The organism is Hymenobacter monticola (assembly GCF_022811645.1).
GTDB lineage: Bacteria > Bacteroidota > Bacteroidia > Cytophagales > Hymenobacteraceae > Hymenobacter > Hymenobacter monticola.
This window is the reverse complement of the sequence record NZ_CP094534.1, coordinates 3,224,450-3,249,540: the sequence shown is the minus strand read 5'-3', so window position 1 is coordinate 3,249,540 and position 25,091 is coordinate 3,224,450. Positions and strand designations below refer to the sequence as shown.

At 63.5% G+C, this 25,091-nt stretch carries 23 protein-coding genes; all 23 read left to right on the top strand.

Translation table 11 applies throughout. The features are described from left to right. The first annotated feature begins 25 nt into the window (after positions 1 to 25). On the top strand, positions 26 to 1,483 hold the full coding sequence (locus MTP16_RS13570; RefSeq protein WP_243509947.1) for a sialate O-acetylesterase: 1,458 nt from the start codon (positions 26 to 28) through the stop codon (positions 1,481 to 1,483). A gap of 95 nt (positions 1,484 to 1,578) precedes the next feature. Beyond that, positions 1,579 to 2,481 carry a sugar phosphate isomerase/epimerase family protein gene (locus MTP16_RS13565; protein ID WP_243509932.1) on the top strand — a complete coding sequence of 301 codons (903 nt, stop codon included), beginning with the start codon at positions 1,579 to 1,581 and terminating at the stop codon, positions 2,479 to 2,481. 93 nt (positions 2,482 to 2,574) lie between these two features. Further along, positions 2,575 to 3,819 carry a ribulose-bisphosphate carboxylase large subunit family protein gene (locus MTP16_RS13560; RefSeq protein WP_243509929.1) on the top strand — a complete coding sequence of 415 codons (1,245 nt, stop codon included), beginning with the start codon at positions 2,575 to 2,577 and terminating at the stop codon, positions 3,817 to 3,819. Further along, positions 3,816 to 5,153, top strand: coding sequence for a four-carbon acid sugar kinase family protein (locus MTP16_RS13555; RefSeq protein ID WP_243509926.1), 1,338 nt, complete (start codon positions 3,816 to 3,818; stop codon positions 5,151 to 5,153). The genes MTP16_RS13560 and MTP16_RS13555 overlap by 4 nt, the downstream gene beginning before the upstream one ends. A 174-nt stretch (positions 5,154 to 5,327) precedes the next feature. Further along, positions 5,328 to 5,990 carry an aspartate/glutamate racemase family protein gene (locus MTP16_RS13550; RefSeq protein WP_243509923.1) on the top strand — a complete coding sequence of 221 codons (663 nt, stop codon included), beginning with the start codon at positions 5,328 to 5,330 and terminating at the stop codon, positions 5,988 to 5,990. Between the two features lie 61 nt (positions 5,991 to 6,051). Then, positions 6,052 to 7,377: a bile acid:sodium symporter family protein gene (locus MTP16_RS13545; protein WP_243509920.1), complete on the top strand. Its 1,326-nt coding sequence runs from the start codon at positions 6,052 to 6,054 to the stop codon at positions 7,375 to 7,377. Positions 7,378 to 7,696: 319 nt separating this feature from the next. Then, the gene (locus tag MTP16_RS13540) at positions 7,697 to 8,356 is read left to right on the top strand and encodes a DUF3826 domain-containing protein (protein WP_243509916.1); all 660 of its coding nucleotides are present in this window, start codon (positions 7,697 to 7,699) and stop codon (positions 8,354 to 8,356) included. A gap of 42 nt (positions 8,357 to 8,398) precedes the next feature. After that, positions 8,399 to 11,653 (top strand): SusC/RagA family TonB-linked outer membrane protein, encoded by a 3,255-nt coding sequence (locus MTP16_RS13535; protein WP_243509897.1) that lies wholly within the window; start codon positions 8,399 to 8,401, stop codon positions 11,651 to 11,653. A gap of 19 nt (positions 11,654 to 11,672) precedes the next feature. Continuing rightward, the gene (locus tag MTP16_RS13530) at positions 11,673 to 13,484 is read left to right on the top strand and encodes a RagB/SusD family nutrient uptake outer membrane protein (RefSeq protein ID WP_243509893.1); all 1,812 of its coding nucleotides are present in this window, start codon (positions 11,673 to 11,675) and stop codon (positions 13,482 to 13,484) included. A gap of 170 nt (positions 13,485 to 13,654) precedes the next feature. Further along, positions 13,655 to 14,419 carry an SDR family NAD(P)-dependent oxidoreductase gene (locus MTP16_RS13525; protein ID WP_243509886.1) on the top strand — a complete coding sequence of 255 codons (765 nt, stop codon included), beginning with the start codon at positions 13,655 to 13,657 and terminating at the stop codon, positions 14,417 to 14,419. A gap of 146 nt (positions 14,420 to 14,565) precedes the next feature. After that, positions 14,566 to 15,423 carry a fumarylacetoacetate hydrolase family protein gene (locus MTP16_RS13520; RefSeq protein WP_243509881.1) on the top strand — a complete coding sequence of 286 codons (858 nt, stop codon included), beginning with the start codon at positions 14,566 to 14,568 and terminating at the stop codon, positions 15,421 to 15,423. Next, the gene (locus tag MTP16_RS13515) at positions 15,410 to 16,240 is read left to right on the top strand and encodes an amidohydrolase family protein (protein WP_243509876.1); all 831 of its coding nucleotides are present in this window, start codon (positions 15,410 to 15,412) and stop codon (positions 16,238 to 16,240) included. Before MTP16_RS13520 ends, MTP16_RS13515 begins: the two co-directional genes overlap by 14 nt. Before the next feature lie 147 nt (positions 16,241 to 16,387). After that, on the top strand, positions 16,388 to 17,176 hold the full coding sequence (locus MTP16_RS13510; RefSeq protein WP_243509870.1) for an L-fucose dehydrogenase: 789 nt from the start codon (positions 16,388 to 16,390) through the stop codon (positions 17,174 to 17,176). 110 nt (positions 17,177 to 17,286) lie between these two features. After that, complete coding sequence (locus MTP16_RS13505) at positions 17,287 to 18,303, top strand: zinc-binding alcohol dehydrogenase family protein (RefSeq protein WP_243509850.1); 1,017 nt, start codon at positions 17,287 to 17,289, stop codon at positions 18,301 to 18,303. A 246-nt stretch (positions 18,304 to 18,549) separates the two neighbouring features. Next, positions 18,550 to 19,248, top strand: coding sequence for a hypothetical protein (locus tag MTP16_RS13500; RefSeq protein WP_243509822.1), 699 nt, complete (start codon positions 18,550 to 18,552; stop codon positions 19,246 to 19,248). Between the two features lie 62 nt (positions 19,249 to 19,310). Then, positions 19,311 to 19,958, top strand: coding sequence for a hypothetical protein (locus MTP16_RS13495; RefSeq protein WP_243509805.1), 648 nt, complete (start codon positions 19,311 to 19,313; stop codon positions 19,956 to 19,958). After that, positions 19,937 to 20,731 carry a sensor histidine kinase gene (locus MTP16_RS13490; RefSeq protein WP_243509802.1) on the top strand — a complete coding sequence of 265 codons (795 nt, stop codon included), beginning with the start codon at positions 19,937 to 19,939 and terminating at the stop codon, positions 20,729 to 20,731. The genes MTP16_RS13495 and MTP16_RS13490 overlap by 22 nt, the downstream gene beginning before the upstream one ends. 63 nt (positions 20,732 to 20,794) lie before the next feature. Beyond that, positions 20,795 to 21,463 carry a response regulator transcription factor gene (locus MTP16_RS13485; protein ID WP_243509800.1) on the top strand — a complete coding sequence of 223 codons (669 nt, stop codon included), beginning with the start codon at positions 20,795 to 20,797 and terminating at the stop codon, positions 21,461 to 21,463. Between the two features lie 536 nt (positions 21,464 to 21,999). Beyond that, entirely contained in the window at positions 22,000 to 22,188 is a 189-nt protein-coding gene (locus MTP16_RS13480; protein WP_243509797.1) for a hypothetical protein, read from the top strand. A gap of 179 nt (positions 22,189 to 22,367) precedes the next feature. Continuing rightward, complete coding sequence (locus MTP16_RS13475; RefSeq protein WP_243509794.1) at positions 22,368 to 22,907, top strand: phage tail protein; 540 nt, start codon at positions 22,368 to 22,370, stop codon at positions 22,905 to 22,907. A gap of 29 nt (positions 22,908 to 22,936) precedes the next feature. After that, entirely contained in the window at positions 22,937 to 23,479 is a 543-nt protein-coding gene (locus tag MTP16_RS13470) for a phage tail protein (protein ID WP_243509791.1), read from the top strand. 33 nt (positions 23,480 to 23,512) lie between these two features. Then, the gene (locus MTP16_RS13465; RefSeq protein ID WP_243509788.1) at positions 23,513 to 24,055 is read left to right on the top strand and encodes a phage tail protein; all 543 of its coding nucleotides are present in this window, start codon (positions 23,513 to 23,515) and stop codon (positions 24,053 to 24,055) included. An 80-nt stretch (positions 24,056 to 24,135) separates the two neighbouring features. Further along, positions 24,136 to 25,074 (top strand): methionyl-tRNA formyltransferase, encoded by a 939-nt coding sequence (locus MTP16_RS13460; protein ID WP_243509737.1) that lies wholly within the window; start codon positions 24,136 to 24,138, stop codon positions 25,072 to 25,074. Positions 25,075 to 25,091 lie beyond the last annotated feature (17 nt).

The following is a 25,091-nucleotide window of genomic DNA, read 5'->3' as shown; positions in this document are numbered from 1 at the left end:
AGCCGCGACACTTCGCGTCTCGGCGTTGAACGACGCTCTCCAAATGGCGCAGACGCCGAGACGCGAAGTGTCGCGGCTCTACATTGTGCTGGCACTTTTTTTAACCATTCCCGCCCACGCCACCATCACTTTGCCACGCATTCTGGGGCACGACATGGTGCTGCAGCGCGAGAAGCCCGTGCCCATCTGGGGCACGGCCGCGCCGGGCGAAGTGGTGACGGTACAGTTTGCGGGCCAGCGCCCCAGCACCAAGGCCGATGCTGCGGGCAAGTGGCAGGTGCTGCTGAAGCCGCTCAAAGCCTCGGCCACTCCCGCCGAGCTGGTTATCAGCGGCAGCAATACCATTCGGCTGCGCAACATTCTGGTGGGCGAAGTGTGGGTGTGCTCGGGGCAGTCGAACATGGAGTACACCATGCGTAAAAACAGCAAGGTGACGCGTCCCGACGTGCCCGGCCCCAACCCGGTAGACGAGCTGAACGTGGCCCACAACCCCGCCATCCGCATTTTCCTGGTCAACCGCAAGACGCTGCCCAAGCCCGATACCCTGCACCGCGACTGGGCCGTGGCCCAGGATTCGGCCCTGCGCTCGTTCTCGGCCGCCGCTTATTTCTTCGCCAAGGAGCTTAACAAGCGCCTCAACGTGCCGGTGGGCATGGTGGCCACATCGGTACCCGGCAGCCGCATCGAGCCCTGGATTTCGGAAGAAGCTTTTGCCAAAGACCCGGCCTTCGCGGGCAAGAAAGTAGACGGCGACCCCGGCAAGTTCTGGGAGACGATGGTGAAGCCGCTGGCGCCGCTGGCGGCCCGTGGTTTCCTCTGGTACCAAGGCGAAAGCAACTGCTTTCTGGCCGAAACCACGACGTATACCCAAAAAATGCACACGCTCATCAGCAGTTGGCGCGCGGCCTGGGGCGACGCCAATCTGCCGTTCTACTACGTGTCGCTGGCCCCGTTCAAGTACTCCGACACCCACGACAAAGTGGTGCTGACGCGCGAAACGCTGTCGCTGTTTCGCGAGGCGCAGGCGGCCGTGTTGCAAGTGCCGCACACGGGCATGATAGAAACCACCGATTTGGCCAACACCGAGGGCGGCATTCACCCCGGCTTCAAATGGGAAATTGGGCGGCGACTGGCTTTGCTGGCTTTGGCCAAGACTTATAAAATGTCTGGCGTGGTGGCCGAAGGGCCGGTTTTCCGTAGCCTGAAAGTGAAGGGCGATGTAGCCACGATTTCGTTTGTCTCGGCCGCGCCGCTGGTCAGCAAAGATGGCAAGGCGCTGACGGACTTCACCATTGCCGGAGCCGATGGGGTATTTATACCCGCGCAGGCCCGCATCCAGGGTCCGCAGGTGCTGGTGACGGCCCCGGGCGTGAAGCGGCCCACGGCCGTTCGCTTCGGCTGGGACGAAGTGGCGCAACCCAACCTGTTTTCCGAAGCTGGCCTGCCGGCCCGCCCTTTCCGCACCGACCACGTCAGTCCGTAGGGGCGGGGCTCGTCCCCGCCCGGGCGTTCGCACTCTCACAACGATTTCGTCCAACGACGGGCGGGGGCAAGCCCCGCCCCTACCTCTAACCCGTCATGAGTCAGTCCTTTTCCCGCCGCGATTTCCTCTCCGCCAGCGCCTTGCTCACCGGCGGCCTGCTCCTGCCCGGTTGGGCCAGCGCCCTTGCGCCTACTAAAAAGAAGCTGACCTATAAAGTAGCGGTGGTTGACTTGATGATTCTGAAGCGGCAGAAGCTCGGCGCCCTTCAACTCACCAAAGACATTGGAGCCGATGGTGTGGAAATCGACATGGGCGGCCTGGGCCAGCGCGAAACCTTCGACAATCAGCTCGCCAAACCCGAAATCCGCCAGCAGTTTATCGATAAGGCCAAGGAGCTGAACCTGGAAATCTGTTCGCTGGCGATGACGGGCTTTTACGCCCAGTCTTTCGCCACGCGTCCCACCTACCAGCGCATGATTCAGGACTGCCTCGACACCATGAAGCAGTTGAACGTGAAGGTGGCCTTTCTGCCCCTCGGCACGCAAGGCGACTTGCGCAAGAATCCCGAGTTGCGCCCCGCCATCGTGGAGCGGCTGAAGGTGGTGGGCGAAATGGCCAAGAAAGCGGGCGTCATCGTCGGCATCGAAACCGCGCTGGATGCCAAAGGCGAAGTGGAATTGCTGAAGGAAATCGGCTCGAAAAACATCCAGATTTACTTCAACTTCTCGAACCCGCTAAAGGAGGGCCGCGACCTGAACGAGGAACTGCGCATCCTGGGCCGCAGGCACATCTGCCAGATGCACGCCACCGACGAGGACGGCGTGTGGCTGCAAAACAACACCCGCCTCGACATGAACAAGGTAAAGCAAACCCTGGCCGATATCGGCTGGGAAGGCTGGCTGGTGATTGAACGCTCCCGCGACGCCGCCGACCCGCGCAACGTGAAGAAGAATTTTGGGGCAAATACGGCCTATTTAAAGTCGGTTTTTCAGAGCTGATGTAGCGTGGACTCTGCGAGTCCGCGCCTGCCCGCCCGCACCATTCAGAACGCCCATGCGCGGACTTTCAGAGTCCTCGCTACACCTTACCATATGGAACGCATCACCGCCACTTACTACATCGAAACACCCTTCGACCCTGCCGCCGCGGCGGCCGTGCTGGCCGGCGAGCAGTCGTCCGGCACCTTCGTGGCCGTACCGGGCGAAACGGCGGAGCTGAAGCAGCGCTTCGCCGCCCGCGTAGAGTCGGTGGAGGAGTTGGAAACGGTGCGTGAGCCCGCTATTCCGGGCGCGACGAGCAGCAGCGGGCTCTATCATCGGGCAAGGGTGCGGGTGTCGTGGTCGGTGGAGAATTTTGGCTACAACCTACCCTTGCTGGTGTCCACGCTGCAAGGGAATCTGTATGAAATCCGGCAGTTTACGGGTCTGAAGCTGATGGACATTGACGTGCCGGCTTCGTATGCGACGCACTTTGCCGGGCCGGCGTTTGGGGTGGTGGGCTGTCGGGCGCTGACCGGCGTGCAGGGCCGGCCGCTCATCGGCACCATCATCAAGCCCAGCATCGGCCTCACGCCGGAGCAAACGGCCGGACTGGTGCATACGCTGGCCGAGGCCGGCATCGATTTCGTGAAGGACGACGAGCTGCAGATGGCCGCCGCCAACTCGCCCTTCGAGGCGCGCGTCGATGCCGTGATGGCTGCTGTCAACCGCCACGCCGACCGCAACGGCAAAAAGGTGATGTACGCCTTCAACATCAGCGGGGAAATTGACGACATGCTGCGCCGCTACGAGTACGTGGTGCGCGCCGGCGGCAGCTGCGCCATGGTGAGCATCAACAGCGTGGGCCTGGCCGGCACCCGCAAAATCTGCGAGCAGCGGGCCCTGGCCATTCACGGGCACCGCAACGGCTGGGGCATGCTGACGCGCCACCCGCTGCTGGGCATCGACTTCCGCGCCTACCAGAAGCTGTGGCGGCTGGCGGGCGTCGACCAGTTGCACGTCAACGGTATTCAGAACAAGTTTTGGGAGTCGGACGACAGCGTGGTGGCCTCCATTGAGGCCTGCCAGGCGCCACTGCTGGGCGGCTACTCGGTACTGCCCGTGGTGTCGTCGGGCCAGTGGGGCGGGCAGGCGTTCGAAACCTACCGCCGCACTCGCACCACCGATTTGCTTTACATGGCCGGCGGCGGCATCCTCGCCCACCCCATGGGCCCGGCCGCCGGTGTGCAAGCCCTGCAACAAGCCTGGCAAGGTGCCGTGGACGGCCGCAGTCTGATGGAAACCGCCGCGCAACATCCGGAATTTGCGGCGGCGGTTGAAAAATTCGGTAGCAAATGAGCAAGCCGCTACTCCTCGCCTATTACGGCGACGACTTCACCGGCAGCACCGACGCGCTCGAATTCCTGAGCCGGGCCGGGGCGCGCACGGCGCTGTTCATCGAGCCGCCCACGGCCGCCCAGCTGGCCGCCTACCCTGGCCTGGATGCCATTGGCGTGGCCGGTCTCACCCGCGCCATGCCGCCCGATGCCATGCAGGCAGTGCTAAAGCCAGCTTTTGAAAAGCTACGAGAGCTGCGGCCGCGGCACGTGCATTATAAGGTGTGCTCCACGTTCGATTCGTCGCCCACCATCGGCAGCATTGGCCGGGCCACTGAGGTGGGGCGCGGCGTGTTTCCGGGTGCCTTCGTGCCGCTGCTGGTGGCCGCGCCGCCGCTGGGCCGCTACTGTGCCTTCGGCAACCTGTTTGCGCGCTTGGGCATCGGCAGCGACGGCGGCATCTTCCGCCTCGACCGGCACCCCTCGATGAGCCGGCACCCCACCACGCCCGCCGACGAAAGCGACCTGCGCTTGCACTTGGCCCGGCAAACCGACCTTCAAACTGGGCTGCTCGACATCCTGCAAATCACGCGGCCGCTGTCCGAAATGCAGGCAGCCATTGACGCACAGGTGAAGGCAGGAGCTGAAGTTATCCTGTTTGATGCGCTTTACGCGGAGCAACTGTTAGGTATCGGTGCAGTTATCGATGGCTCCGCTGGCAAAACCGGGCCCCTGTTTTCGGTGGGGTCCTCGAGCATTGAAATGGCGCTGGGGCAGCTCTGGCAGCAAAACGACACGTTGAAGCCGGTGACAGCCTGGCCCAACTCCGGCCGCGCCGCGCCGCTGCTGGTGGTATCGGGCAGTTGCTCACCGGTCACGGCCGGGCAGATTGGCTGGGCCAAAGCCAACGGTTTTTCTGAAGTGGTGCTGAATGCCGAAGCGCTGGCGGCGGGCGGCAACCAAGCGGCTTCTTTGGATTCTTACGGGCAACAGGCCGTTGCGCTGCTGAGCGAAGGCCGGAGCGTCATCGTGCACACCAATGGTGGGACTACCGCACCCTCGCAAAGCATCCCGGCCGAAGCCCTCGGCACTGCCCTGGGCCTCATCGCTCGCGAAGCCGTGCGACAAACCGGAGTGCGCCGCGTGGTGGTGGCCGGCGGCGACACCTCCAGCTACGCCGCCCGCGCTATGGGCATCGAAGCGGTGGAAATGATAGCGCCCTTCTACCCCGGCGCGCCGCTGTGCCGCGCCAGCGCGCCGGGCTCTGCCTTGCACGGCGTCGAAGTCAATTTCAAAGGCGGGCAGGTGGGCGCGCCGGAATACTTCGGCGTGCTGCTCGAAGGCCGAATGCCTTAAAACTTCACCCCTGGCCCTTTCCGAAAAGAAGGGAGCCAGACGCCCGCAAACACAAGCCGTCGTATGGCACCCCTCTCCCCAAGGCTTCGAGCTTCAAGCGAACCGGGGCCGGGGGTGAGGTCTCCCAGCCGCGCCGGCTGGATTTTCATTCACCACGATAAATAGTCTGTTTCTATGTCAACCAAAACCCTCGCCCTCGTTCACACCTCTGCCACGCTGGTGCCCGTGTTTCAGCAGCTTTGCGCCGAGCACCTGCCGGGCGTGCAAACCTTTAATATTGTTGACGACAGCCTGGTGCGCACCATCAACCGCGAGGGCGCGCTGACGCCCGCCGTGGCCCGCCGCGTGGTGGGCTACGTGAACTCGGCCGAGGCCGGCGGGGCCGATTATGTACTGGTCACCTGCTCGTCCATCGGCGCGGCGGTGGAGCAGGCCGCCGGCCTGGCCGGGGTGCCCGTGCTGCGCGTCGACCAGCCCATGGCCGACGAAGCCGTGCGCGCCGGCCGGCGCATCGGCGTCATCGCCACGCTGCCCACCACCCTCGGCCCCACCGCCGACCTGGTGCAGCGCCGCGCCGCACTCGCCGGCCGGGAAATCGAGCTGACCTCCGTGCTCTGCGAAGGCGCCTTCGAAGCCCTGATGAACGGAGACGGGGCCCGGCACGACGCCATTGTAGCCGCGGCCCTCAAGGAGCTGGTGACGAAAGTGGACGTGGTGGTGCTGGCCCAGGCCAGCATGGCCCGGGTGGTTGATGCGCTGGACGCGGCCGACCGCCCGGTGCCCATTCTGGCCAGCCCCGGCATCGCCATCCGCCAGCTGGCCACCGAGCTGCTGTAGGCGCGGGGCCTGCCCCCCGCCCATCATTAAACGGACCAGCCATCCCCAATTACCGCGCCCCATGAATCGCCTCTTCCAACTTTGCTTGCTTGTTGCCGGCCTCGCGGGCGTGGCCTTGCTTTTTGGTATTAGCCAACAAAACGCCGCCCTGTGGCGGCCGGCCGCGGTGGTTGCTGCCGTCGGCCTGGCCCTGGGCCTGAAGGCGCTGCCGCTGCTGCGAAGCTACCAGTACACCGCCTGGATTATTGTGGCCGTAGTGGCCGGCATGGTGTACCCCGAAGCCTTCCGGCAGTGGGGCGGCGTAGACCTGCGCCACAAATGGTTGATTCTGGTGGTGGTGCAGCTGGTGATGTTCGGGATGGGCATTCAGATGACCATCCGGGACTTCTCGGGGCTGGGCAGCACGGGCAAGGGCGTGCTCATTGGTTTGCTCTGCCACTTTTCGGTGATGCCGCTCATGGGCCTGCTGCTCACCAAGGTGTTCCATTTCGAGCCCGAAATTGCGGCCGGCATCATCCTCATTGGTTCCTGTTCCAGCGGGCTGGCTTCGAATGTGATGGTGTACCTGGCGCGGGCCAACATGGTGCTGTCGGTAGTGGTCACGGCCATGGCTACCCTGGCAGCGCCGTTTCTCACGCCGCTTTTGCTGAAGCTGCTGGCGGGCACGCTCATCGAGGTGAAGTTTGTGAGCATGATGATGGAAATCATCAAAATCGTGCTGGTGCCCATCATGGCCGCCCTGCTGCACGACTATTTGAAAACCGCCCCGCTGCAAGGCCGGCGCGTGGTGGGGCTGCTGGCCGGCGCGGGGGTGCTGTGGCTGGCGGCGCTGCCGCTGGGCGTGTGGGCCTTCTTTGAGCGCAGCCTTGCCAGCCCCGAGCTGCTGCAGATGCTGGAGATTTTCAGTTTCCTGTGGGCGGCCGTGGGGGTGGGTGTGCTGTACCATCAATTGGCGAAGAAGCTGCCCGCTACCGATAAGGTGATGCCTTATCTGTCTATGTTTGGCATCATTTACTTCACGGCGGTGACTACGGCGGCGGGGCACGACAACCTGCTGCGCGTGGGCTTCCTGCTGTTCCTGGCTTCGGTGCTGCACAACGCGGCGGGGTATTTCTTCGGCTACTGGCTGAGCCGGCTGTTCGGGCTCGACGTGAATTCGGCCCGCACGGTGGCTTTTGAGGTGGGGCTGCAAAACGGCGGCATGGCCTCGGGCCTGGCCGGCAGCATGGGCAAGCTGGGCACCGTGGGGCTGCCCGCGGCGGTGTTCAGCCCCTGGATGAATATCTCGGGTTCCATACTGGCCAACTACTGGCGCAAGCGACCGGTGATGAGGCCCTCACCTACCCCAGAAGGTCTATATAGCCCGGTTGCATTGCCTGAGGTGTAGAGAATTCCGGCCCCTGATTATACGATATATCACAAATTTCCGGGAACGATTGCGTGGCGTTTTTGAGCCATCTAGGCCCTTTTTTATTGATGACTGCGCAGACTGACAGGCTTACCAAAACACCCTTCAGACTATTGTAAAGGCACTTTTTAGCACGGTCTGAAGTTGGCTTAATCTAAACTTCATACTCATGCTAACATCGTACAATAAGTTAGTTAAAAGTTACAGTGCGGGCCTTCAAAACACGGGTAACTTGCTCCTATTCTAGCACTACCCGTGAAACATGAATAAATCATTGCTAGGCCTGTTTTTAACAGGTTTGCTCGCTGCAACCACCCTCGGTCAGGCCTCGGCTCAGGCGCCCGCGCCCACCGAAACCAAGGAGGCCGCCTACACCCGCACCATCACGGAGCGGGCGGCCAAAATTGTGGGCAAGATTGACGGCCTGAAAGCCAAGGATTCGGTGCAGGTGCGCGACGTTATTGCCGACCAGTACCGGGCCCTCAACGACATCTACGAGCAGCAAAAGACGCGCAAGGCGGCCCTCAAAGCCCAGCCCCAGACCGACGCCACCAAGGCAGAGCTGGCCAAGGTGGAAACCGAAACCACCGCCGCCCTCGACAAGCTGCACCCCCAGTTCCTTAAGAAGCTGAGCCGCCGCCTCACCCCCGCCCAGGTGGAACAGGTGAAAGATGGCATGACCTACGGCGTGCTGCCCATCACGATGACGGCCTACAACGACATGCTGCCCAACCTCACGGCCGAGCAAAAAGCCCAGATGCTGGCCTGGCTGACGGAGGCCCGCGAGCACGCCATGGACGGCGGCACCTCCGAGCAGAAGCACGCTTGGTTTGGCAAATACAAAGGCCGCATCAACAACTACCTCTCGGCCGCCGGCATCGACATGAACCAGGCCGGCAAGGACTGGCAGGCCCGCATCGCGGCCCGTAAAGCCGCCGCTGCTGGCACCCCCCAATAACTCATCAACACCCTTTTTCTCAGTTTAACCCACCAAACTGTTATGGCCCACTCCTTACCCAAATCCCTGCCGCTGTCGGCGGTGGCCCCGCGGCTGGCCTGCGCGCTGCTCGTGGGCGGCACGCTGCTGGCCACTAACCCGGCCCTGGCGGCTGTGGCCGGCCCGCCCGTCAATCCCAAACTGCCCAAGGCGCTGAAAGGCATCAAGGTGGGCTTCACGGGCATCGTGAAGGACGCGAAAGGCAACCCGCTGCCGGGCGTGACGGTGCTCATCAAGGGCACCAAGAGCGGCACCAGCTCGGGCCCCGACGGCACCTTCCACTTCAACCTGCCTACCGGCAACGAGACGCTGATTTTCAGCTTCATCGGCTTTAAGACGCAGGAAATTGCGGTGAACGGCCGCACCACGCTGGAGGTGGCCCTCGAAGACGACAACGCCGCGCTCGAAGAAGTGGTGGTGGTGGGCTACGGCACCCAGACCCGGGCCAGCCTGACCGGGGCCGTGGCCACGGTGGACATGCAGAAAATTCAGGACCTGCCCACGGGCAGCCTTTCGGCCACGCTGGCCGGACAGCTGCCGGGCGTGGGCGTGAGCGGCGGCACGGGCCGCCCCGGCGAGGCCGGCGCCATCACGGTGCGCAACCCCATCATCCTCTCGAAGGACGGCGGCTCGCTGCGCCCCCTGTTCGTGATTGACGGCGTGGTGCGCACCGAAGACGACTTCAACGTGCTCGACCAGTCGGAAGTCGAATCCATCTCGATTTTGAAGGACGCCTCGGCCGCCATCTACGGCGCCCGGGGGGCCCAGGGTGTGGTGCTGGTGGCCACCCGGCGCGGCCAGCTGGGCGCGCCCAAGTTCAGCTACAGCGGCTCGGTGGGCTCCTCCGACGCCGTGATGCTGCCCCGCATGATGTCGGGCCTGCAGCAGGCCACTTACCTCAACGACATCAACCGCGCCAACAACGTGGCGCCCACCAGCACGAACTACTACACGCAGGACGAGCTGGACAGCTTCGCCGGCAGCAACTACGACTGGCTGCGCACGGCCTGGAAACCCGCCATTGTAACGCGCCACGCCCTGAACATGAGCGGCGGCACCGACCGGGTGACCTACTTCGCCGGCGTGAGCTACAACTACCAGAACGCCAACTTCGACAACATCAACGCCAACAAGTGGACCTACCGCGCCAGCACCGACGTGAAGGTGGCCCGCGGCCTGAAGGTGGCGTTGTCGGTGAGCGGCGACTTGTCGAACAAGCGCATGTACTACCTCAAGCAGGGCGGTGAAAACGCGGAAAACGACATGAGGAGCTTGCTCTACACCCCGCAGTGGGTGCCCATGTACGTGAACGGCCTGCCCACCCTGCTCACCAACGCCAATGGCGCCAACCTGAATACGGTGGACGCCTTCCACTTCTTCGAGGTGCAGAATTCGGACAACTACACTTCGACGCGCAACACCGGCCTGAACGTGACGGCCAGCGCCGAGTACGAGCTGCCGTTCATCAAGGGCCTGAAAGCCCGCGTGCTGTTTGGCAAAACCATGGACAACGGCTTCGGCAAGCAGTACGGCACGAAGTACAACGTGTACCGCCTGACCATGCAGGGCACCAACAAGCACATCTACGGCGGCAACGTGACCGGCAACCCGGTGGTGTTGAACAACGGCGACCGGGTGCGCCTGAACCCGACCACTTTCGACAGCTACCAGCTGAACGGCTACCTCACGTACGACCGGCAGTTTGGCAAGCACCACGTGGCCGCCATTGCCTTCTTCGAGCAGTCGGAAACCATGCAGGACGGCGTGGCCGCCATGGCCGAAGGCGCCATTGTGGCCCCCGGCGTGCCCAACCTCGACTACCAGAACTTCGCCACCGGCGCCCAAACCACCACCGAAACGGCCAGCGAAGCCGGCACGCTCTCCTACGCCGGCCGCTTCAACTACGACTACGACGGCAAGTACCTGCTCGAAACCACGCTGCGCTACGACGCTTCCACCAACTTCGCACCGGAGTACCGCTGGGGCTTGTTCCCGTCGGTGTCGGTGGGCTGGGTACTGTCGCAGGAAAACTTCTTCCGCGACAACGTGAGCTTCGTGAACCTGCTCAAGCTGCGCGCCTCGGTGGGCTTCCTGGGCGGCGACGCCACCAAGGCCTTCAACTGGCAAACGAGCTACGGCCTGAAAACCGGCCAGGGCGCCGTGTTCGGCGGCAACGGCGACCGGTCGCTGGTGTTTGCGGCCAACAACGCCATGGCCAACCGCGCTGCCCGCTGGGACGACAACACCAAGTACAACGCCGGCATCGACGCCCAGTTCCTGAACAACCGCCTGTCGTTCACCATGGACGGCTTCTACGACCACCGCTACAACATGCTCACGGCGCTGGTGAACTCGGCCCCGCAGGTGATTGGCGCGGCGCTGCCCTCGGAAAACTTCTCGTCGGTGGACGGCTTCGGCTACGAAGTGTCGGTGGGTTACGGCGACAAAATCACCAAGGACCTCAGCTTCCGCGTGAACACCTTCTTTGCCTGGAACGACAACAAGCAAATCAAAGTGGACGTGAGCCGCGGCCAGCTCGGCCAGTGGGACGACCCGACGGGCCGCTCGACCGACCAAGGCGTGGTGGGCTACAAGTACCTGGGCATGCTGCGCTCTCAGGCCGACGTGGACGCCCTGCTGCAAGGCAACCCCAACTACAAGATTTTTGGCTCGGCCCCCCGGCCCGGCATGCTGTACTACGAAGATATCCGCGGCCCCAAAGACGCCAACGGCAACTACACGGCCCCCGACGGCCTCATCACGGAGGTGGACCAGACCTTCCTGACCCCCAAGCAGGACAACCACTACAGCATCGGCTTCAACCCCACCATCACCTACAAGTCGCTGAGCGTTTCGGCCACGATGGGCCTCTCGTGGGGCGGCCAGGCCATGGTAGAGTCGGCAGCCCGCAAGCAGGGCACGGCCACCTCGAACCGCCCCGAGTTCTGGGCCGACCACTGGACGCCCGAAACCCCGGACGCCACTTACCCGGCCCCGGCCTTCGGCTCGACCTACGACGTGGCCTCGTCGTTCTGGTTCCGCAACTCGTTCTCGGCGGGCATGCGCAACGCCAACATCTCCTACAGCCTGCCCGCCACCCTCACCAACCGCGTGGGCATCGGCTCGGTGCGCGTGTTCTTCACGGCCATCAACCCCCTCAACTTTTACAATCCTTACAGCTACAAGACCTACTCGGGCTCCTACGACGCATATCCCACGCTGCGCTCGCTCTCGTTTGGTTTGAACGTAGGCTTCTAATTCCCACCCCCTCAGCCACATGAAACCATTTCACTACATCGCCCTCGCCACCATCGGCTCCGCTTTCGGGCTGAGCAGCTGCGAGAAAGTGCTGGATAAGGAGAACCTGGGTCAGTCCACGACAGAGCTTGTTTTCAAAGACTCGACGCTGGCCAACCTCAACCTGAGCTTCATTTACAACCAGAACCTGCCGGAGTGGGGCGACCCCATCATTAACGCCACCATCAACACGTCCAACAACAACTCGACCAACTTCAACGTGTCGGGCCTGACGGATGAGGCGTACTCCGCCAACCGCCTGCTGGCCGGTACGCTGCTGGTGTCGGACCTGGGCGGGGAGTTTGGCACGGGCCTGAGCGCCACCAACAACTACGGCAAAATCAGGACCATCAACATGTTCCTGAGCAACGTGAAAAACGGCCCACTCCCCAGCGGCGCCAAGGGCCGCCTGCGGGGCCAGGCCCAGTTTTTCCGCGCCTGGCGCTACTTCGAGCTGGTGCGCCAGTACGGCGGCGTGCCGCTGGTGATGAGCCCGCTCAACGGCGTGGGCCAGGAAGCCCGCGACCTGACCTACATCCCGCGCAACACCACCAACGAAACCTTCGCGGCCATCGTGGCCGACCTGGATTCGGCCATTCAGACCCTGCCGGGCAAATGGACGTCCAACTCGGACTGGGGCCGCATCAACAGAGGCACCGCCATGGCCTTCAAGGGCCGCGTGCTGATGTATGCCGCCAGCCCGCAGTTCACCACCGCCGACAAGTGGCAGGCCGCCTACGACGCCAACGTGCAAGCCAAAGCCACGCTGCTGGCCAATGGCTTCCGCCTGCACAATTCCTTCGACCAGCTCTGGTTCCAGGAAGTGGGCAACCCCGAGGCGGTGATGGTAACGAGCTACAACACGGCGACCGGCGACCAGCTGAAGCGCAACAACCAGTACGACAACTCCACCCGCCCGGCCGCCAATGGCACCGGCGGCGGCGGCAACCAGCCCACCTGGGAAATGGTGCAGGCCTTCCCCATGCTCGACGGCAAGAAGCGCACCGAAACGGGCCGCTACACCTACACCGACCAGCTGTTTTACAAGAACCGCGACCCGCGCTTCGACAAAACCATTGCCTACAACGGCAGCACCTGGCCGCTGAACGGCAACACCGGCTACCGCCTCTGGACCTACCTGCGCGGCACCACCTCGGTGGAAACCGGCAGCGCTTCCAACACGGGCTTCTACTGCCGCAAGGCCATCAACCCCACGGCCTCGGCCAGCGAGGTGCAGTTCCTGGGCACCGACTGGATTGAAATCCGCTTCGCCGAGGTGCTGCTGAACCTGGCCGAAAGCGCCTGCGGCGTGAACAAGCTCAACGAAGCCTACACCGAGCTGAAAGCCATCCGGCAGCGCGCCGGCATCGAGCCCGGCTCCGACCAGCTCTACGGCCTGAAAGCCAACATGACCCGCGCCGAGATGTTCGACGCCATCCTCTACGAGCGGCAGTTGGAGCTGGCCTTCGAGGGCAAGCGTTTCTGGGACTTGCGCCGCTGGCGCAAGATGGAGAGCCTCAACGGCCTCAAGCGCACGGGCCTGACCGTGACGCTGAAGACCACCGCGCCGTCAGACTTTGCCACCACCCGCGATACCCGCAACTTGGACGACGTGTACACCAACTTCTTCACGCTGACTTCGAAGGCGCTGGAAGCCACGCCCATCTCAACGAATGGCATCCGCTGGGATGCGAAGTACTACTTCTTCCCCATCCCGCAGGCCGCCATCGACAACAACCCCCAGATTAAGCAGAACATTGACTGGGGCGGCAACTTCGAGCCCAGGCAGTAAGCCACCAAGCCCATTAGCCTAACCAATTAAAAACCAATGCGTCGCTATTCCGAAAGGATGGCGGCGCATTGGCGTGTTTGGCAGTACCGCAATGCCGCCCGGCCGGCCAGAACCGAACCGGTTTGCGCCCCTGATTCACCCCTTCTCCACCCATCAGCACCTTCAGAAACATGTTCAGTTTATCCGGAAAAACGGCCGTCATCACCGGCGGCGGCAGCGGCATTGGCCGGGCCATTGCGCGGCTTTTTGCCCAGCAGGGCGCCCGCGTGCACATCATCGAATTGAACGCCGACGCCGGCCGGGAGGTGCTGGCCGAAATAGAGCAGGCCGGCGGGCAGGCCCAGGTGCACGCCGCCGACGTGAGCCAGCAGGCGGCCGTGGTGGCCGTGTTCCAGGCCATCGGCCGGGTCGATGTGCTGGTGAACAATGCGGGCATTGCGCACGTGGGCAACGTGGAAACCACCTCCGAAGCCGACTTCGAGCGCGTATACCAGGTGAACGTGAAGGGCGCCTACAACTGCCTGTTTGCGGCCGTGCCCCTGATGAAGGCGCAGGGCGGCGGCGCCATCGTGAACATGGCCTCCATTGCCGCCCACGTGGGCCTGACGGACCGCCTGGCCTACTCCATGAGCAAGGGCGCCGTGTTTGCCATGACGCTCTCGGTGGCGCGCGACTACCTCGGCAGCAACATCCGCTGCAACAGCATCTCGCCGGCCCGCGTGCACACGCCCTTTGTGGACGGCTTCATCGCCAAAAACTACGCGGGCAAGGAAGACGAAATCTTCAACAAGCTCTCCAAGAGCCAGCCCATCGGCCGCATGGGCCAGCCCGACGAAGTGGCCGCCCTGGCCCTCTACCTGGCCTCCGACGAGGCCGGCTTCGTGACCGGCTGCGACTACCCGCTGGACGGCGGCTTCATCAAGCTGAACAGCTGAGTAGAAATTACAGGACACTCCAGAACGGTCATGCCGCGCGCAGCGAAGCATCTTTACCAAGGCGCCTGGCCCCCTCTCCCTTCGGAGAGGGGGCCGGGGGGTGAGGCGCCGCGCCAGCACGACCTCTTACACAAAACCAAACCCCTATGAAACTCATCCGCTACGGCCAGCCCGGCCAGGAAAAACCCGGCGTTATCCTGCACGACCAGCGCTACGACGCCTCGGCTTTCGGCGAAGACTACAACGAAGCCTTCTTTGCCAATGACGGCCTGGGCCGCCTCGCGCAGTTCCTGCAAGAAAACGAGGGCCGGCTTTCGCCCATTGCTGACACCGAGCGCCTGGGCCCGCCCGTGGCGCGGCCGTCTAAAATCCTGTGCATCGGCCTGAACTACGCCGACCACGCCCGCGAAACCGGCGCCACGCCCCCGCCCGAACCGGTGCTGTTCATGAAATCGACCACGGCCTACGTGGGCCCGAACGACGACCTCGTGATTCCCAAAAACTCGGTAAAAACCGACTGGGAAGTGGAGCTGGCCGTAGTCATCGGCAAGAAAGCTTCCTACGTGGAGGAGGCCGACGCCCACGAGTACATCGCCGGCTACGCCCTGCACAACGACGTATCGGAGCGCGAGTTTCAGCTGGAACGCAGCGGCACCTGGGACAAGGGCAAGGGCTGCGACACCTTCGCGCCGGTGGGCCCTTTCCTGGCCACGACCGATGAAATTGGTGATGTAGACAACCTGCGCCTCTGGCTAACGGTGAATGGCCAGATGATGCAGGACGGCACCACGGCCAACCTCATTTTCAAGATTCCCTTCCTGATTTCTTACCTCAGCCAGTTCATGACCCTGCTGCCCGGCGACATCATCTCGACGGGCACGCCCGCCGGCGTGGGCCTGGGCATGCAGCCGCCCGTGTACCTCAAGCCCGGCGACGTGGTAGAGCTGGGCATCGACGGCCTGGGCGTTTCGCGTCAAACCGTGAAAGCGTATGGCCAGAATTGATTCGCACCAGCACTTCTGGCAGTTCGATGCTGGGCGCGACGCCTGGATAACCGACGACATGGCGGTTATTCAGCGCGACTTCCTGCCTGCGGATTTAGCGCCCATCCTGCAGCAGCACGGCCTCGACGGCTGCGTGGCGGTGCAGGCCAGCCAAAGTGAGGCCGAAACCGACTGGCTGCTGAGCTTGGCGGCCGAGCACGACTTTATCAAAGGCGTAGTGGGCTGGGTCGATTTGCGGGCTGAAAACGTGGGTGAGCGGCTGGCACACTACGCGCAGTTCGAAAAGCTGAAAGGCTTCCGGCACGTGCTGCAAGGTGAGGCCGACCGCGCGATGATGCTGAAGCCCGAATTTCAACGCGGCGTGGCGTCGCTGAACCAGCACGGCTTTACTTACGACCTGCTGGTGCTGCCCGACCAGCTGGGTTACGCAAGGCTACTAGCAGCTGCCTTCCCAACGCAGCCCTTCGTGCTCGACCACCTCGCCAAACCGCTCATCAAAGCCGGCGAGCTGGAGCCCTGGCGGCGCCACATGCAGGCCCTGGCCGGGCACGGAAACGTGCTCTGCAAAGTATCGGGCATGGTGACGGAAGCCGACTGGCAGCGCTGGCAGCCAGACGATTTCCGCCCCTACCTCGACGTGGTGTTTGAAGCCTTTGGGCCTGGTCGCGTCATGTTCGGCTCCGACTGGCCGGTATGCAACGTGGCCGGCGGCTACGGCCGCATGCACGCGCTGGTGGCCGACTACGTGGCCCGGCTCTCGCCCGACGAGCAAGCCGGCTTCTGGGGCGACAACGTTACCGCTTTTTATCGGCTTTGATTCGTCGGTGTTCGGTTTTAGGTGTTGGGTATTCGGTGCTGTCAATTTAAGGCGAAAGCTCTAAAGACTGAAAAAACTTCCAATAAAACGCCTAAAACCCAACGCCTGATACCGAACACCCAACGCCTAAAACCGAACACCTAACCCATGGATTTACAGCTTCAGGACAAAGTCATCATCGTAACGGGCGGCGCCAAGGGCATCGGCGAAGGCATTGTGCGGGTGTTGGCCCAGGAGGGCGCCATTCCGGTCATCGTGGGCCGCAACGAGGCCGACAACCGGCAAACCGTGGCCGCCATTGAAGCCGCTGGCGGCCGGGCCGGACAGGTGGCCGCCGAGCTGGCCGAGCCCGAGGAGTGCGCCCGCGCCGTGCAGGCAGTTATCAGCCAGTTTGGCCGCATCGACGGTCTGGTGAATAACGCCGGGGTGAATGACGGCGTGGGCCTCGAAACCGGCACCTACGAAGGCTTCATGCAGAGCCTGCACCGCAACGTGGTGCACTACTACCTCATGGCCCACCACGCCCTGCCCGAGCTGAAAAAATCGCAGGGCGCCATCGTCAACATCACCTCCAAAACGGCCGAAACCGGCCAGGGCAACACCTCGGCCTACGCCGCGGCCAACGGCGGGCGCAACGCCCTCACCCGCGAGTGGGCCGTGGAGCTGCTCAAGTACGGCATCCGGGTGAACGCCGTGATGGTGGCCGAAAGCTGGACGCCCGCCTACGAAACCTGGATTCAGACCCTGCCCAACCCCGAGGAAAAGCTGCGCGAAATCACCAGCAAAATCCCGCTTGGCAACCGCATGACCACGGCCGAGGAGCTGGCCAACACCACGGCCTTTCTCCTCTCCAATCGCAGCAGCCACACCACCGGCCAAATCATCCACGTCGACGGCGGTTACGTGCACCTCGACCGCGCCCTGGCCAACGCATGATGGTGGATTAGAGGGTTGGTGGATTGGTGGGTTAGCTTCCTGCCTAATCCACAATTCCACCAATCCACAATTCCACCAATCCACAATTCCACCAATTCACCAATCCACTAGTGAACACCCTCGTTTGCCTTGAGCCCGGCCAGTTTGCCTACCAGCAGCACTCCCACCCCACCGCCCAGCCGGGCGAGGCCCTGATTCGCATCCGGCGCATCGGCATCTGCGGCACCGATTTGCACGCTTTTCAGGGCACGCAGCCCTTCTTCAGCTACCCGCGCGTGCTGGGCCACGAGCTGGCCGGCGAGCTGCTCGACGCTGGCGGTGCCGAGGGCTTTGCCGTGGGCGAAGCCGTCACGTTCATTCCTTACTTCAACTGCGGCCATTGCATTGCCTGTCGGCGCGGGCTGCCCAACTGCTGCGCCAGCATCCGGGTATTCGGCGTGCACATGAACGGCGGCATGACCGACGTGGTGGCCGTGCCGGCCGACAAGCTGGTGCACGGCGACGGCCTGAGCTTCGACGAGCTGGCCCTGGTGGAGCCGCTGGCCATTGGCGCCCACGGCGTGCGCCGGGCCGCCGTGGAGCCCGGCGAATTTGTGCTGGTGGTGGGCGCCGGCCCCATCGGGCTGGGCGTGATGGAGTTTGCCCGCATTGCCGGGGCCCACGTCATTGCCTTGGACATCAACGAGCAGCGCCTGGCTTTCTGCCGGGAAAAGCTGGGCGTGGCCCACACCATCAACGCGCTGGCGCCCGACGTGGCGGCGCAGCTGGCGGCCCTCACCCACGGCGACATGCCCACGGTGGTGATAGACGCCACGGGCAGCCAGAAAGCCATTCTGAACGCGTTTGCTTACCTGGCGCCGGGCGGCCGCTTTGTGTTGGTGGGCCTGCAGAAGGGCGACATCAGCTTTTCGCACCCCGAGTTTCACAAGCGCGAGGCCACGCTCATGAGCAGCCGCAACGCCACCCGCCAGGATTTCGAGCACGTCGTTGAGTGCATGAAGCAGGGCCAGGTGCAGCCCACCACCTACATCACCCACCGCGTGCCGTTCGGGGCCGTCGGCAGTGAATTTGAAAGCTGGCTCGACCCGGCCACCGGCGTCATTAAGGCAATGGTGGTGCTGGACTAGGTCCAGCTTGCGCGACACCCTGTCGGCACCATTTACCCCCGTAGAAATACGTGGTTTTTAAAACCGCGTATTTCTACCCGCGCCACTCTTCTGCTTATCTCTGTCCTTTGCCCTTGCAACTGGGGTGGCAACTGCTTAGTGCCCTAAAACCAGGCTGCGCTTGCATTGGCATTTCCGTGCAGGCCGTTTATTTGCTTTGCTGCAGCTAGGTAGCTGCTTTCATTATCTTCCTTCTTCTCTTCCATTATGCAAAACACCTCCAGCACCTCCTCTTTTCTGACGCAAGAAGAATTCAACCAGTATTCAGCCGCCTGGCTGAGCCTCGTCAGCCAGTCCGATAGCCCGTCGCTGCCCGGCAGCTTCCAGGCCGAATCGGGCGACCGGGTGCTGTACGTGAGCTTTCCCATTCTGCGCGTGGCCGAGCTGGTGTCGGCGGTGGGGGCCAAGCAGATAAAAGCCCGCTTTGTGCTGGTGCCGGACGGCGGGCAGCAGAAGTTCTCGCTCGTGCTGTTCGCGGCCGACGCCACCCAGGAGCCCGAAGGCCGCAAATCGGCTTACTACCTGGCCGAGCCGTCGTGGACGCAGGCAACCTCCCCGGTGCTGGGCGAGACGGTGCCGGACAACTTGGCCGCTATTTGGCTGGCCGGCTGGAAAACCGCGCCCAGCGTGACTTCCGCTATGTTTGCCACCCCCGACGGGCCGCTGGAGGGCTACAACTTCGACCTCAAGGACTTTCTGAATCCGTTGTTCACCGACCAGCCTTACGACCAGCAGGAAATCCGCGTGTGGCTGGGCTTGCACAGCTACTATTCGCCCACCATCCTCAACAGCCCGACCCAGACTTTCGGACTGGTGGTGCGCCGCTTCGACCCGCAGCAGACGGCCCAACGGAGCATCGGCGAGATGTACTACGACATGTCCACCCCCTGCCCGCCCACGCACTAAGCCCGCAACCCGCCCCGGGCCCTCTCCGGCGCGCCCGGGGCGGGCCCAAGGAAGCCCCTCTGATGCACCTTTCGTTACAAGAAATTATGTTGCGGCTGTCGCTGGTGCCGATAGCCGTGGCCACGGTGATTGGCACCCTGCGTTTCCGTCAGCTACCGGTCAACCTGCGCTATCTGGCCGGGCTGCTGTGGTTTGTGATGCCCCTGCAGATATTGGCGTTCGTGCTGATGCTGCTGCAGCGCAACAACCTGTTTGTGATGCCCATCTGGAACATCGGCGAATTCTCGCTGCTGGCCCTGGTGTACAGCCACACGCTACAGTCGAAGCCCCTCACGCGCGCCCTGCCCTGGGTGGTGGGGGGCTTTGCAGCGTATGCCCTTTTCGACAGCCTGTACGTGGGCGCACTCACGCAATTTCGGCCCGGCCAGCAGGTATTGCAAAACCTGCTGGTGCTGGTGCTGGTGGGCCTGTATTTTCGCAAGCTGCTACAAGAGCTGCACGTGCAGCAACTCAAGCGCGAACCTATGTTTTGGGTATCGGCGGGCCTCACCATCTACTGCCTCGGCTATTTACAAATTGCCTTGTTCAGCAGCTATCTGCTGCGCTATTCCGAACAGTTGAATATGAACGTCTGGATGGTACATTCGCTGCTGTTTATTATGCTCTATTGCTGCTACAGCGTGGCGCTATGCCTACCCCAGAAGAAGTAACGTTCGGTCCTTTACTCTTCTGGAGCATCGGCATGATGGTGGTCGCCGCCGGGTGCCTGCTCATGTTTTTGTTCACCTACCAGAAGCGCCTGTTGCAGCAGCAGCTCCGGCTGCGCACCGCCGAGGCCGCGCACCAGCAGGCGCTACTGGCCGCCATCATTGAGGCGCAGGAGGGCGAACGGGAGCGCATCGGCCAGGATTTGCACGACGGCATTGGCTCCACCATTGCCACCGCCAAGCTGCTCGTCAACCGCCTCAGCAGCCAGCCCACGCCCGAAAATTCGGCCGAGTTACTGGCCTTGGTCGAAGAGCTGATGGCCGCCGCCGTGCACGACGCGCGCAGCATCTCGCACAGCCTCTACCCCGCCGTGCTGGCCCGCTTCGGCCTGGCCGAAGCCCTGCAGCACCTGGTGGATGTGTGCAACGAAACCGGAGCCCTGGCCATTGAGCTGGAGCTGGACTACACCGAGCCGCTGGCCCTGGCCCAGGAGCTGGCCCTTTACCGCATTTGCCAGGAACTCATTCACAACGCCCTCAAGCACGCCAAAGGGGCCTCTTGCCTGCAGGTGCAGCTGCTCCAGCACGGCCCGCAGCTCACGCTGGAAGTAGCCGACGACGGCTGCGGCTTTCCAGCGGCCCCGGTGCCCGCCCCCACCGGAGCGGGGCTGCGCAACATCGACGTGCGGGTGCAAATGCTGGGCGCGCACCTGCAGCAGCACTCGGCCCCGGGCCAGGGCAGCCGCTTCGTGATTCAGCTAAAAGCCCCAGCTTAACTCCTGGTTATTCCCAGATTATTAACACCTACCTTCGCCCATCATTGGCTACCCCCACTGTACATGGCTGTCCCTTCCCACCCCGTCCACATCGCCCTGCTCGACGACCACCCGCTGTTCCGGCAGGGCCTTCGCTTCATCCTGCAATCGTTGCCGTACGTGGCTGCCATAGACGAAGCCACCACCCTGCCCGAACTCCGGGCCATTTGCGCGCAGCAGCTGCCCGATGTGCTGCTGCTCGACATGCAAATGCCCGTGGCCGACGGCGCCGAGGTGGCCCAGCAGTTGCTCGGCCAACACCCCGACCTAAAAATCATCGTGCTGTCGATGTTTTCGGCCGATAAGTACATCACCCAGATGATGAAGCTTGGCGTGCGCAGCTACCTGCCCAAAGACGTCAACCAGGACGAGCTCATTCAGGCGTTGGAAGCGGTGCTCACCACCGGCTACCACTTCACGGCGCGCATTTCGCGGGCGCTGATGCGGGGCTTGCAGCAACCCTCCCGGCCGGCCTCGGCCAAGCTCAACGAACAGGAGCATTTCACGCCGCGCGAGCAGGAAGTGCTGCGGCTCATTTGCGAAGGGCACAAGGCTTCTGACATCGCGGCCCTGCTGTGCATCAGCCGGCGCACGGTGGAAGGCCACTGGCAAAAGCTGCTGGAAAAAACCGGCGCGCCCAACGTGGCGGGCCTCGTGGTATTTGCCGTGAAGCACGGCTTGCTGGAAGCATAGGTCCAGGGGGTAGGGCCACGGCTTACCCCCGTATTTCTACGTGGTTTTAAAAGCAGGTATATCTACGCTAAAAGCCGGGGCCGCCGGTTCGTTTCTTTGCTAACGCAAACGGGGCGGTGACACGCTTTTTTGCGGTGGTGCTCAGGGGTTCCTTTCCCCTTTGGGTGCCTGAGAGCTAACCGGTGGCCTCCAAGGCCGGCGGCGGCGTGCCACCCCGGGCGAACCAAAGGTTTTATTCTACCACCGGCCCGGCCACGGGTCCTTTTCCCTTCCTTCAGCTTTTGCGTCGTCCTTCCAAATAAGTGAGCCGGCGCGGGTGCGGTGCCGGGGCGTCCCGTTCGGCGGGGCGGGCCGCCGCAATGCAATAGGTGCGGTCCGCAAAGGTGCTTCCTTCCGCCGCAATCCTGCTGGCTACCGCGCAAATCCTACCGGCCATCCCGCAAACCCTACTTCCTCTCGCGCAAATCCTGTGGATGGGCACGAAACCGGGTGGGAGGAGCAAGCTGCTGAGTGTAACCGTTTCTTTTTTCCTTCCCATGACCGACGAAGAGGTTAACTACCGGGCAATGGCCCGCCGGGCCGTGCAGCAGCTAACGGACCACCGCAAGCAGTGGGAGCCGGCCGCGCCGCGCCTGCTGCCGGCCTACCAGCTGGGGCCGGGGCTGCTGCGCACGGCCTTCGAGCCGATTGCTACGCGGATGGACAGCCTGGGCGAGGAAGAATAATTTGCCGCGATGGTGGCCGAGTGTAAGAAGTCCCGCCGCATTGCGGATGCCGGGCACGGCCCGGGCCACTCGCCGGCTACTCCCCCTGCTTCCTGAATAACACCAATGCTTTGTTACGGGCCGGCGCGGCTGCGAGGGCTCGCTTTTTTCACCTTCACCTTTTTTCACCTTTCTTTTTTATGGACGCTTTCGTTGGAGAAATCCGGCCCGTCGGCTTCAATTTTGCCCCGCGCAACTGGATGTTGTGCCAAGGCCAGACCTTGTCCATCGCCCAGAACACCGCCCTGTTTTCCATTCTCGGCACCAGCTACGGGGGCGATGGCAGGACGACGTTTAACCTGCCCAACCTCTGCGGTCAGGCCGTGGTGGGCGTGGGGCAGGGCCCGGGGCTGTCGCTATACAAGCCCGGCCAAGTGGCCGGCACCGAAACCGTGACGCTGACCATGGACCAGTTGCCGGCGCACGTGCACGCCTTCGGCGGCACGTTCCCGGTGCAGGATGGCCCGGCTAACTCTGCCGAGCCGGCGGGCGGCTTTCCGGCGAGCACCGGCGAAAATAACCAGTACAGCGAGGGGCCCGGCAGCGGCACCATGGCTGCCAATCTGGTGCAAGGAGCTGCCGGCGTGGCAGGGGGCAGCCAGCCACACTCCAACATGATGCCTTCGCTGTGCATTAACTACATCATTTGCGTGAGCGGCATTTTCCCGCCGCGTTCCTAAGCATCGGGCCTTTTTAATCCTCGTTAATCATGGAAAATTACATCGGAGAAATCCGCATTTTTGGCGGCACTTATGCGCCAGAGGGCTGGCAGTTTTGCAACGGTGCCCTTGTGCAAATCAGCGAAAACGAGACCTTGTATTCGCTCATCGGCACCGCGTATGGCGGCGACGGGCAGAACACGTTTGCCCTGCCCGACCTGCGGAGCCGGGTAGTGGTGTCTCAGGGCACGAGCACCAGCGGTTCGCCTTATGCCATGGGCCAGGTGGGCGGCCAGGAAAACGTGACACTCACGAGCGCGCAAATGCCCATTCACCAGCACCCGATTGCCAACCTGAGCGCCGTGACGGCCCAGACGGGCGGCACGCCCCAGGCCAGCGCGCAGAACGCCTACTTCGGCAACGCGGGAGGCACCATCTACAAGAACGAGGGGTCGGGGGTGAACCTGAACGCCAGCGCGGTGTCGGGCAGCTCGTCGGTGGTGGGCAGCAGCACCGCCCACTCCAACATTCAGCCAGTGGTGGCCTGCAATTACATCATTGCCATGCAGGGCATCTACCCGTCGTTTGATTAACGCTTCCTTCTTTCTCTTTTAGCTTCCCAACTCATGGAAAATTTTCTCGGCGAACTCCGTCTGATGAGCTTCCCCCGTGCCCCAAAAGGATGGGCTTTCTGCCAGGGCCAACTGTTGCAGATTAATCAAAACAACGCCCTGTTCTCCCTAATTGGCACCAGCTTCGGCGGCGATGGCAGGACGACTTTTGGCCTGCCCGACTTGCGCGGCCGGACCCTCGTGGGCCAGGGCAAGGCCCCGAGTGGCACCGGCTACACAATGGGCCAGGTGAACGGCCAAGAACAGGTCGCGTTGTCGGGCGAACAGATGCCCGCGCACAAGCATACCCTCAGCGCTACACTGAACGTCGGGGGCGATGCGGACACCGCCACGCCCAGAGATTCCTACCCCGCCACCGCCACCGACCCGGCCAACAACGCTTACACCACCGGCGGCACGCCTGTGCTGATGGGTGCGGCGCTGGGCTCGCCCGTGCTGCAAGCAGCTGGCGCCAGCCAGCCCCACACTAACCAACAGCCCTATCTGACGCTCAACTACGCCATTGCCCTCACGGGCATTTTCCCTTCGCGTGGCTAAGGCCCGGCCTACCGCCCGCCCCACCCCATTTGGCCGCCGCCCGGCTGCCGGCCGGGGTGGGGCGGGTATTTTTATTGCAGATGCAAGTCGCCGTTATTATTAGCAATGCGCTGGGCTGGCCCGCCCTGCACGCCCTGGCTGCCCAGGGCGGCGTGGCGGCCGTGGCCGTGCCGCACTGCCCGCCCGAGGCTGAAACCGACGAACTGGCGCAACAAGCCGCCGCGCTGGGCCTGCCCGTGACGCGCCTGACGCGCGCCCGGCTGGGGGCCGAGCTGGCCGCCTGGCTGGCGCCCCTAGCGGTGCCAGCCGTGCTGGTGTTTACCCTGCCCTGGCGCGTGCCGGCGGCCGTGCTCACCCTGCCGCCGCTGGGTTTTCTCAACTTTCACCTCGCCCCCTTGCCGGCCTACCGCGGCCCCGAGCCGCTGTTCTGGCTGCTCCGCAACGGCGAAACCGCCGGCGCCGTGACGGTGCACCGCATGGATGCCGATTTTGACACCGGCCCCGTGCTGCTGTCCGAGCCGGTGCCCGTGGGGCCCGCCGACACCCACGGCCTGCACCGCGCCCAACTGGCCGGCCGGGCCGCCCCCGTGGCGCTGCGCCTGCTGGCCAGCCTGCGCGGCGAAGCGCCGCCCCTCACCCCCGTCGACCAGGCCGGTGCCCCGGCCCGTTATTGGCCGCGCCCCGGCCTGGCCGATGTGTGCGTGCGCTGGGCCGAGCCGGCCGCGGCCATCGACTGCTTGGTGCGGGCCACCAACCCCTGGAACCGCGGGGCCCTGACCACCCTGCGCGGGCAGCCCCTGCGCCTGCTGGGCGTGACGCCCCACCCCAACGCGGCAACCGGGCCCACCACGCCCGGCACTGTCCTCCACGCCGACGCGGCCACCGGCCTATGGGTGGCCTGCGGCGCGGGCGAGGCTGTGCGCCTCGACATGGTGGCCCTCGACGAGGGCTACTTCACGGGCTGGCAGCTGCTGCAGCTGGGCGTGGGCGAAGTACTGGCCCAAGCAACGGTTTGCTAAGTCCCTGATTCTTAAAT

Coding starts and splice junctions, on each gene's coding strand:
- MTP16_RS13480 (WP_243509797.1), top strand. CDS start 22,000: ATGACCGACGAAGAGGTTAACTACCGGGCAATGGCCCGCCGGGCCGTG.
- MTP16_RS13545 (WP_243509920.1), top strand. CDS start 6,052: ATGAATCGCCTCTTCCAACTTTGCTTGCTTGTTGCCGGCCTCGCGGGC.
- MTP16_RS13460 (WP_243509737.1), top strand. CDS start 24,136: ATGCAAGTCGCCGTTATTATTAGCAATGCGCTGGGCTGGCCCGCCCTG.
- MTP16_RS13565 (WP_243509932.1), top strand. CDS start 1,579: ATGAGTCAGTCCTTTTCCCGCCGCGATTTCCTCTCCGCCAGCGCCTTG.
- MTP16_RS13485 (WP_243509800.1), top strand. CDS start 20,795: ATGGCTGTCCCTTCCCACCCCGTCCACATCGCCCTGCTCGACGACCAC.
- MTP16_RS13525 (WP_243509886.1), top strand. CDS start 13,655: ATGTTCAGTTTATCCGGAAAAACGGCCGTCATCACCGGCGGCGGCAGC.
- MTP16_RS13520 (WP_243509881.1), top strand. CDS start 14,566: ATGAAACTCATCCGCTACGGCCAGCCCGGCCAGGAAAAACCCGGCGTT.
- MTP16_RS13535 (WP_243509897.1), top strand. CDS start 8,399: ATGGCCCACTCCTTACCCAAATCCCTGCCGCTGTCGGCGGTGGCCCCG.
- MTP16_RS13495 (WP_243509805.1), top strand. CDS start 19,311: ATGCACCTTTCGTTACAAGAAATTATGTTGCGGCTGTCGCTGGTGCCG.
- MTP16_RS13500 (WP_243509822.1), top strand. CDS start 18,550: ATGCAAAACACCTCCAGCACCTCCTCTTTTCTGACGCAAGAAGAATTC.
- MTP16_RS13475 (WP_243509794.1), top strand. CDS start 22,368: ATGGACGCTTTCGTTGGAGAAATCCGGCCCGTCGGCTTCAATTTTGCC.
- MTP16_RS13470 (WP_243509791.1), top strand. CDS start 22,937: ATGGAAAATTACATCGGAGAAATCCGCATTTTTGGCGGCACTTATGCG.
- MTP16_RS13490 (WP_243509802.1), top strand. CDS start 19,937: ATGCCTACCCCAGAAGAAGTAACGTTCGGTCCTTTACTCTTCTGGAGC.
- MTP16_RS13555 (WP_243509926.1), top strand. CDS start 3,816: ATGAGCAAGCCGCTACTCCTCGCCTATTACGGCGACGACTTCACCGGC.
- MTP16_RS13465 (WP_243509788.1), top strand. CDS start 23,513: ATGGAAAATTTTCTCGGCGAACTCCGTCTGATGAGCTTCCCCCGTGCC.
- MTP16_RS13515 (WP_243509876.1), top strand. CDS start 15,410: ATGGCCAGAATTGATTCGCACCAGCACTTCTGGCAGTTCGATGCTGGG.
- MTP16_RS13510 (WP_243509870.1), top strand. CDS start 16,388: ATGGATTTACAGCTTCAGGACAAAGTCATCATCGTAACGGGCGGCGCC.
- MTP16_RS13530 (WP_243509893.1), top strand. CDS start 11,673: ATGAAACCATTTCACTACATCGCCCTCGCCACCATCGGCTCCGCTTTC.
- MTP16_RS13560 (WP_243509929.1), top strand. CDS start 2,575: ATGGAACGCATCACCGCCACTTACTACATCGAAACACCCTTCGACCCT.
- MTP16_RS13550 (WP_243509923.1), top strand. CDS start 5,328: ATGTCAACCAAAACCCTCGCCCTCGTTCACACCTCTGCCACGCTGGTG.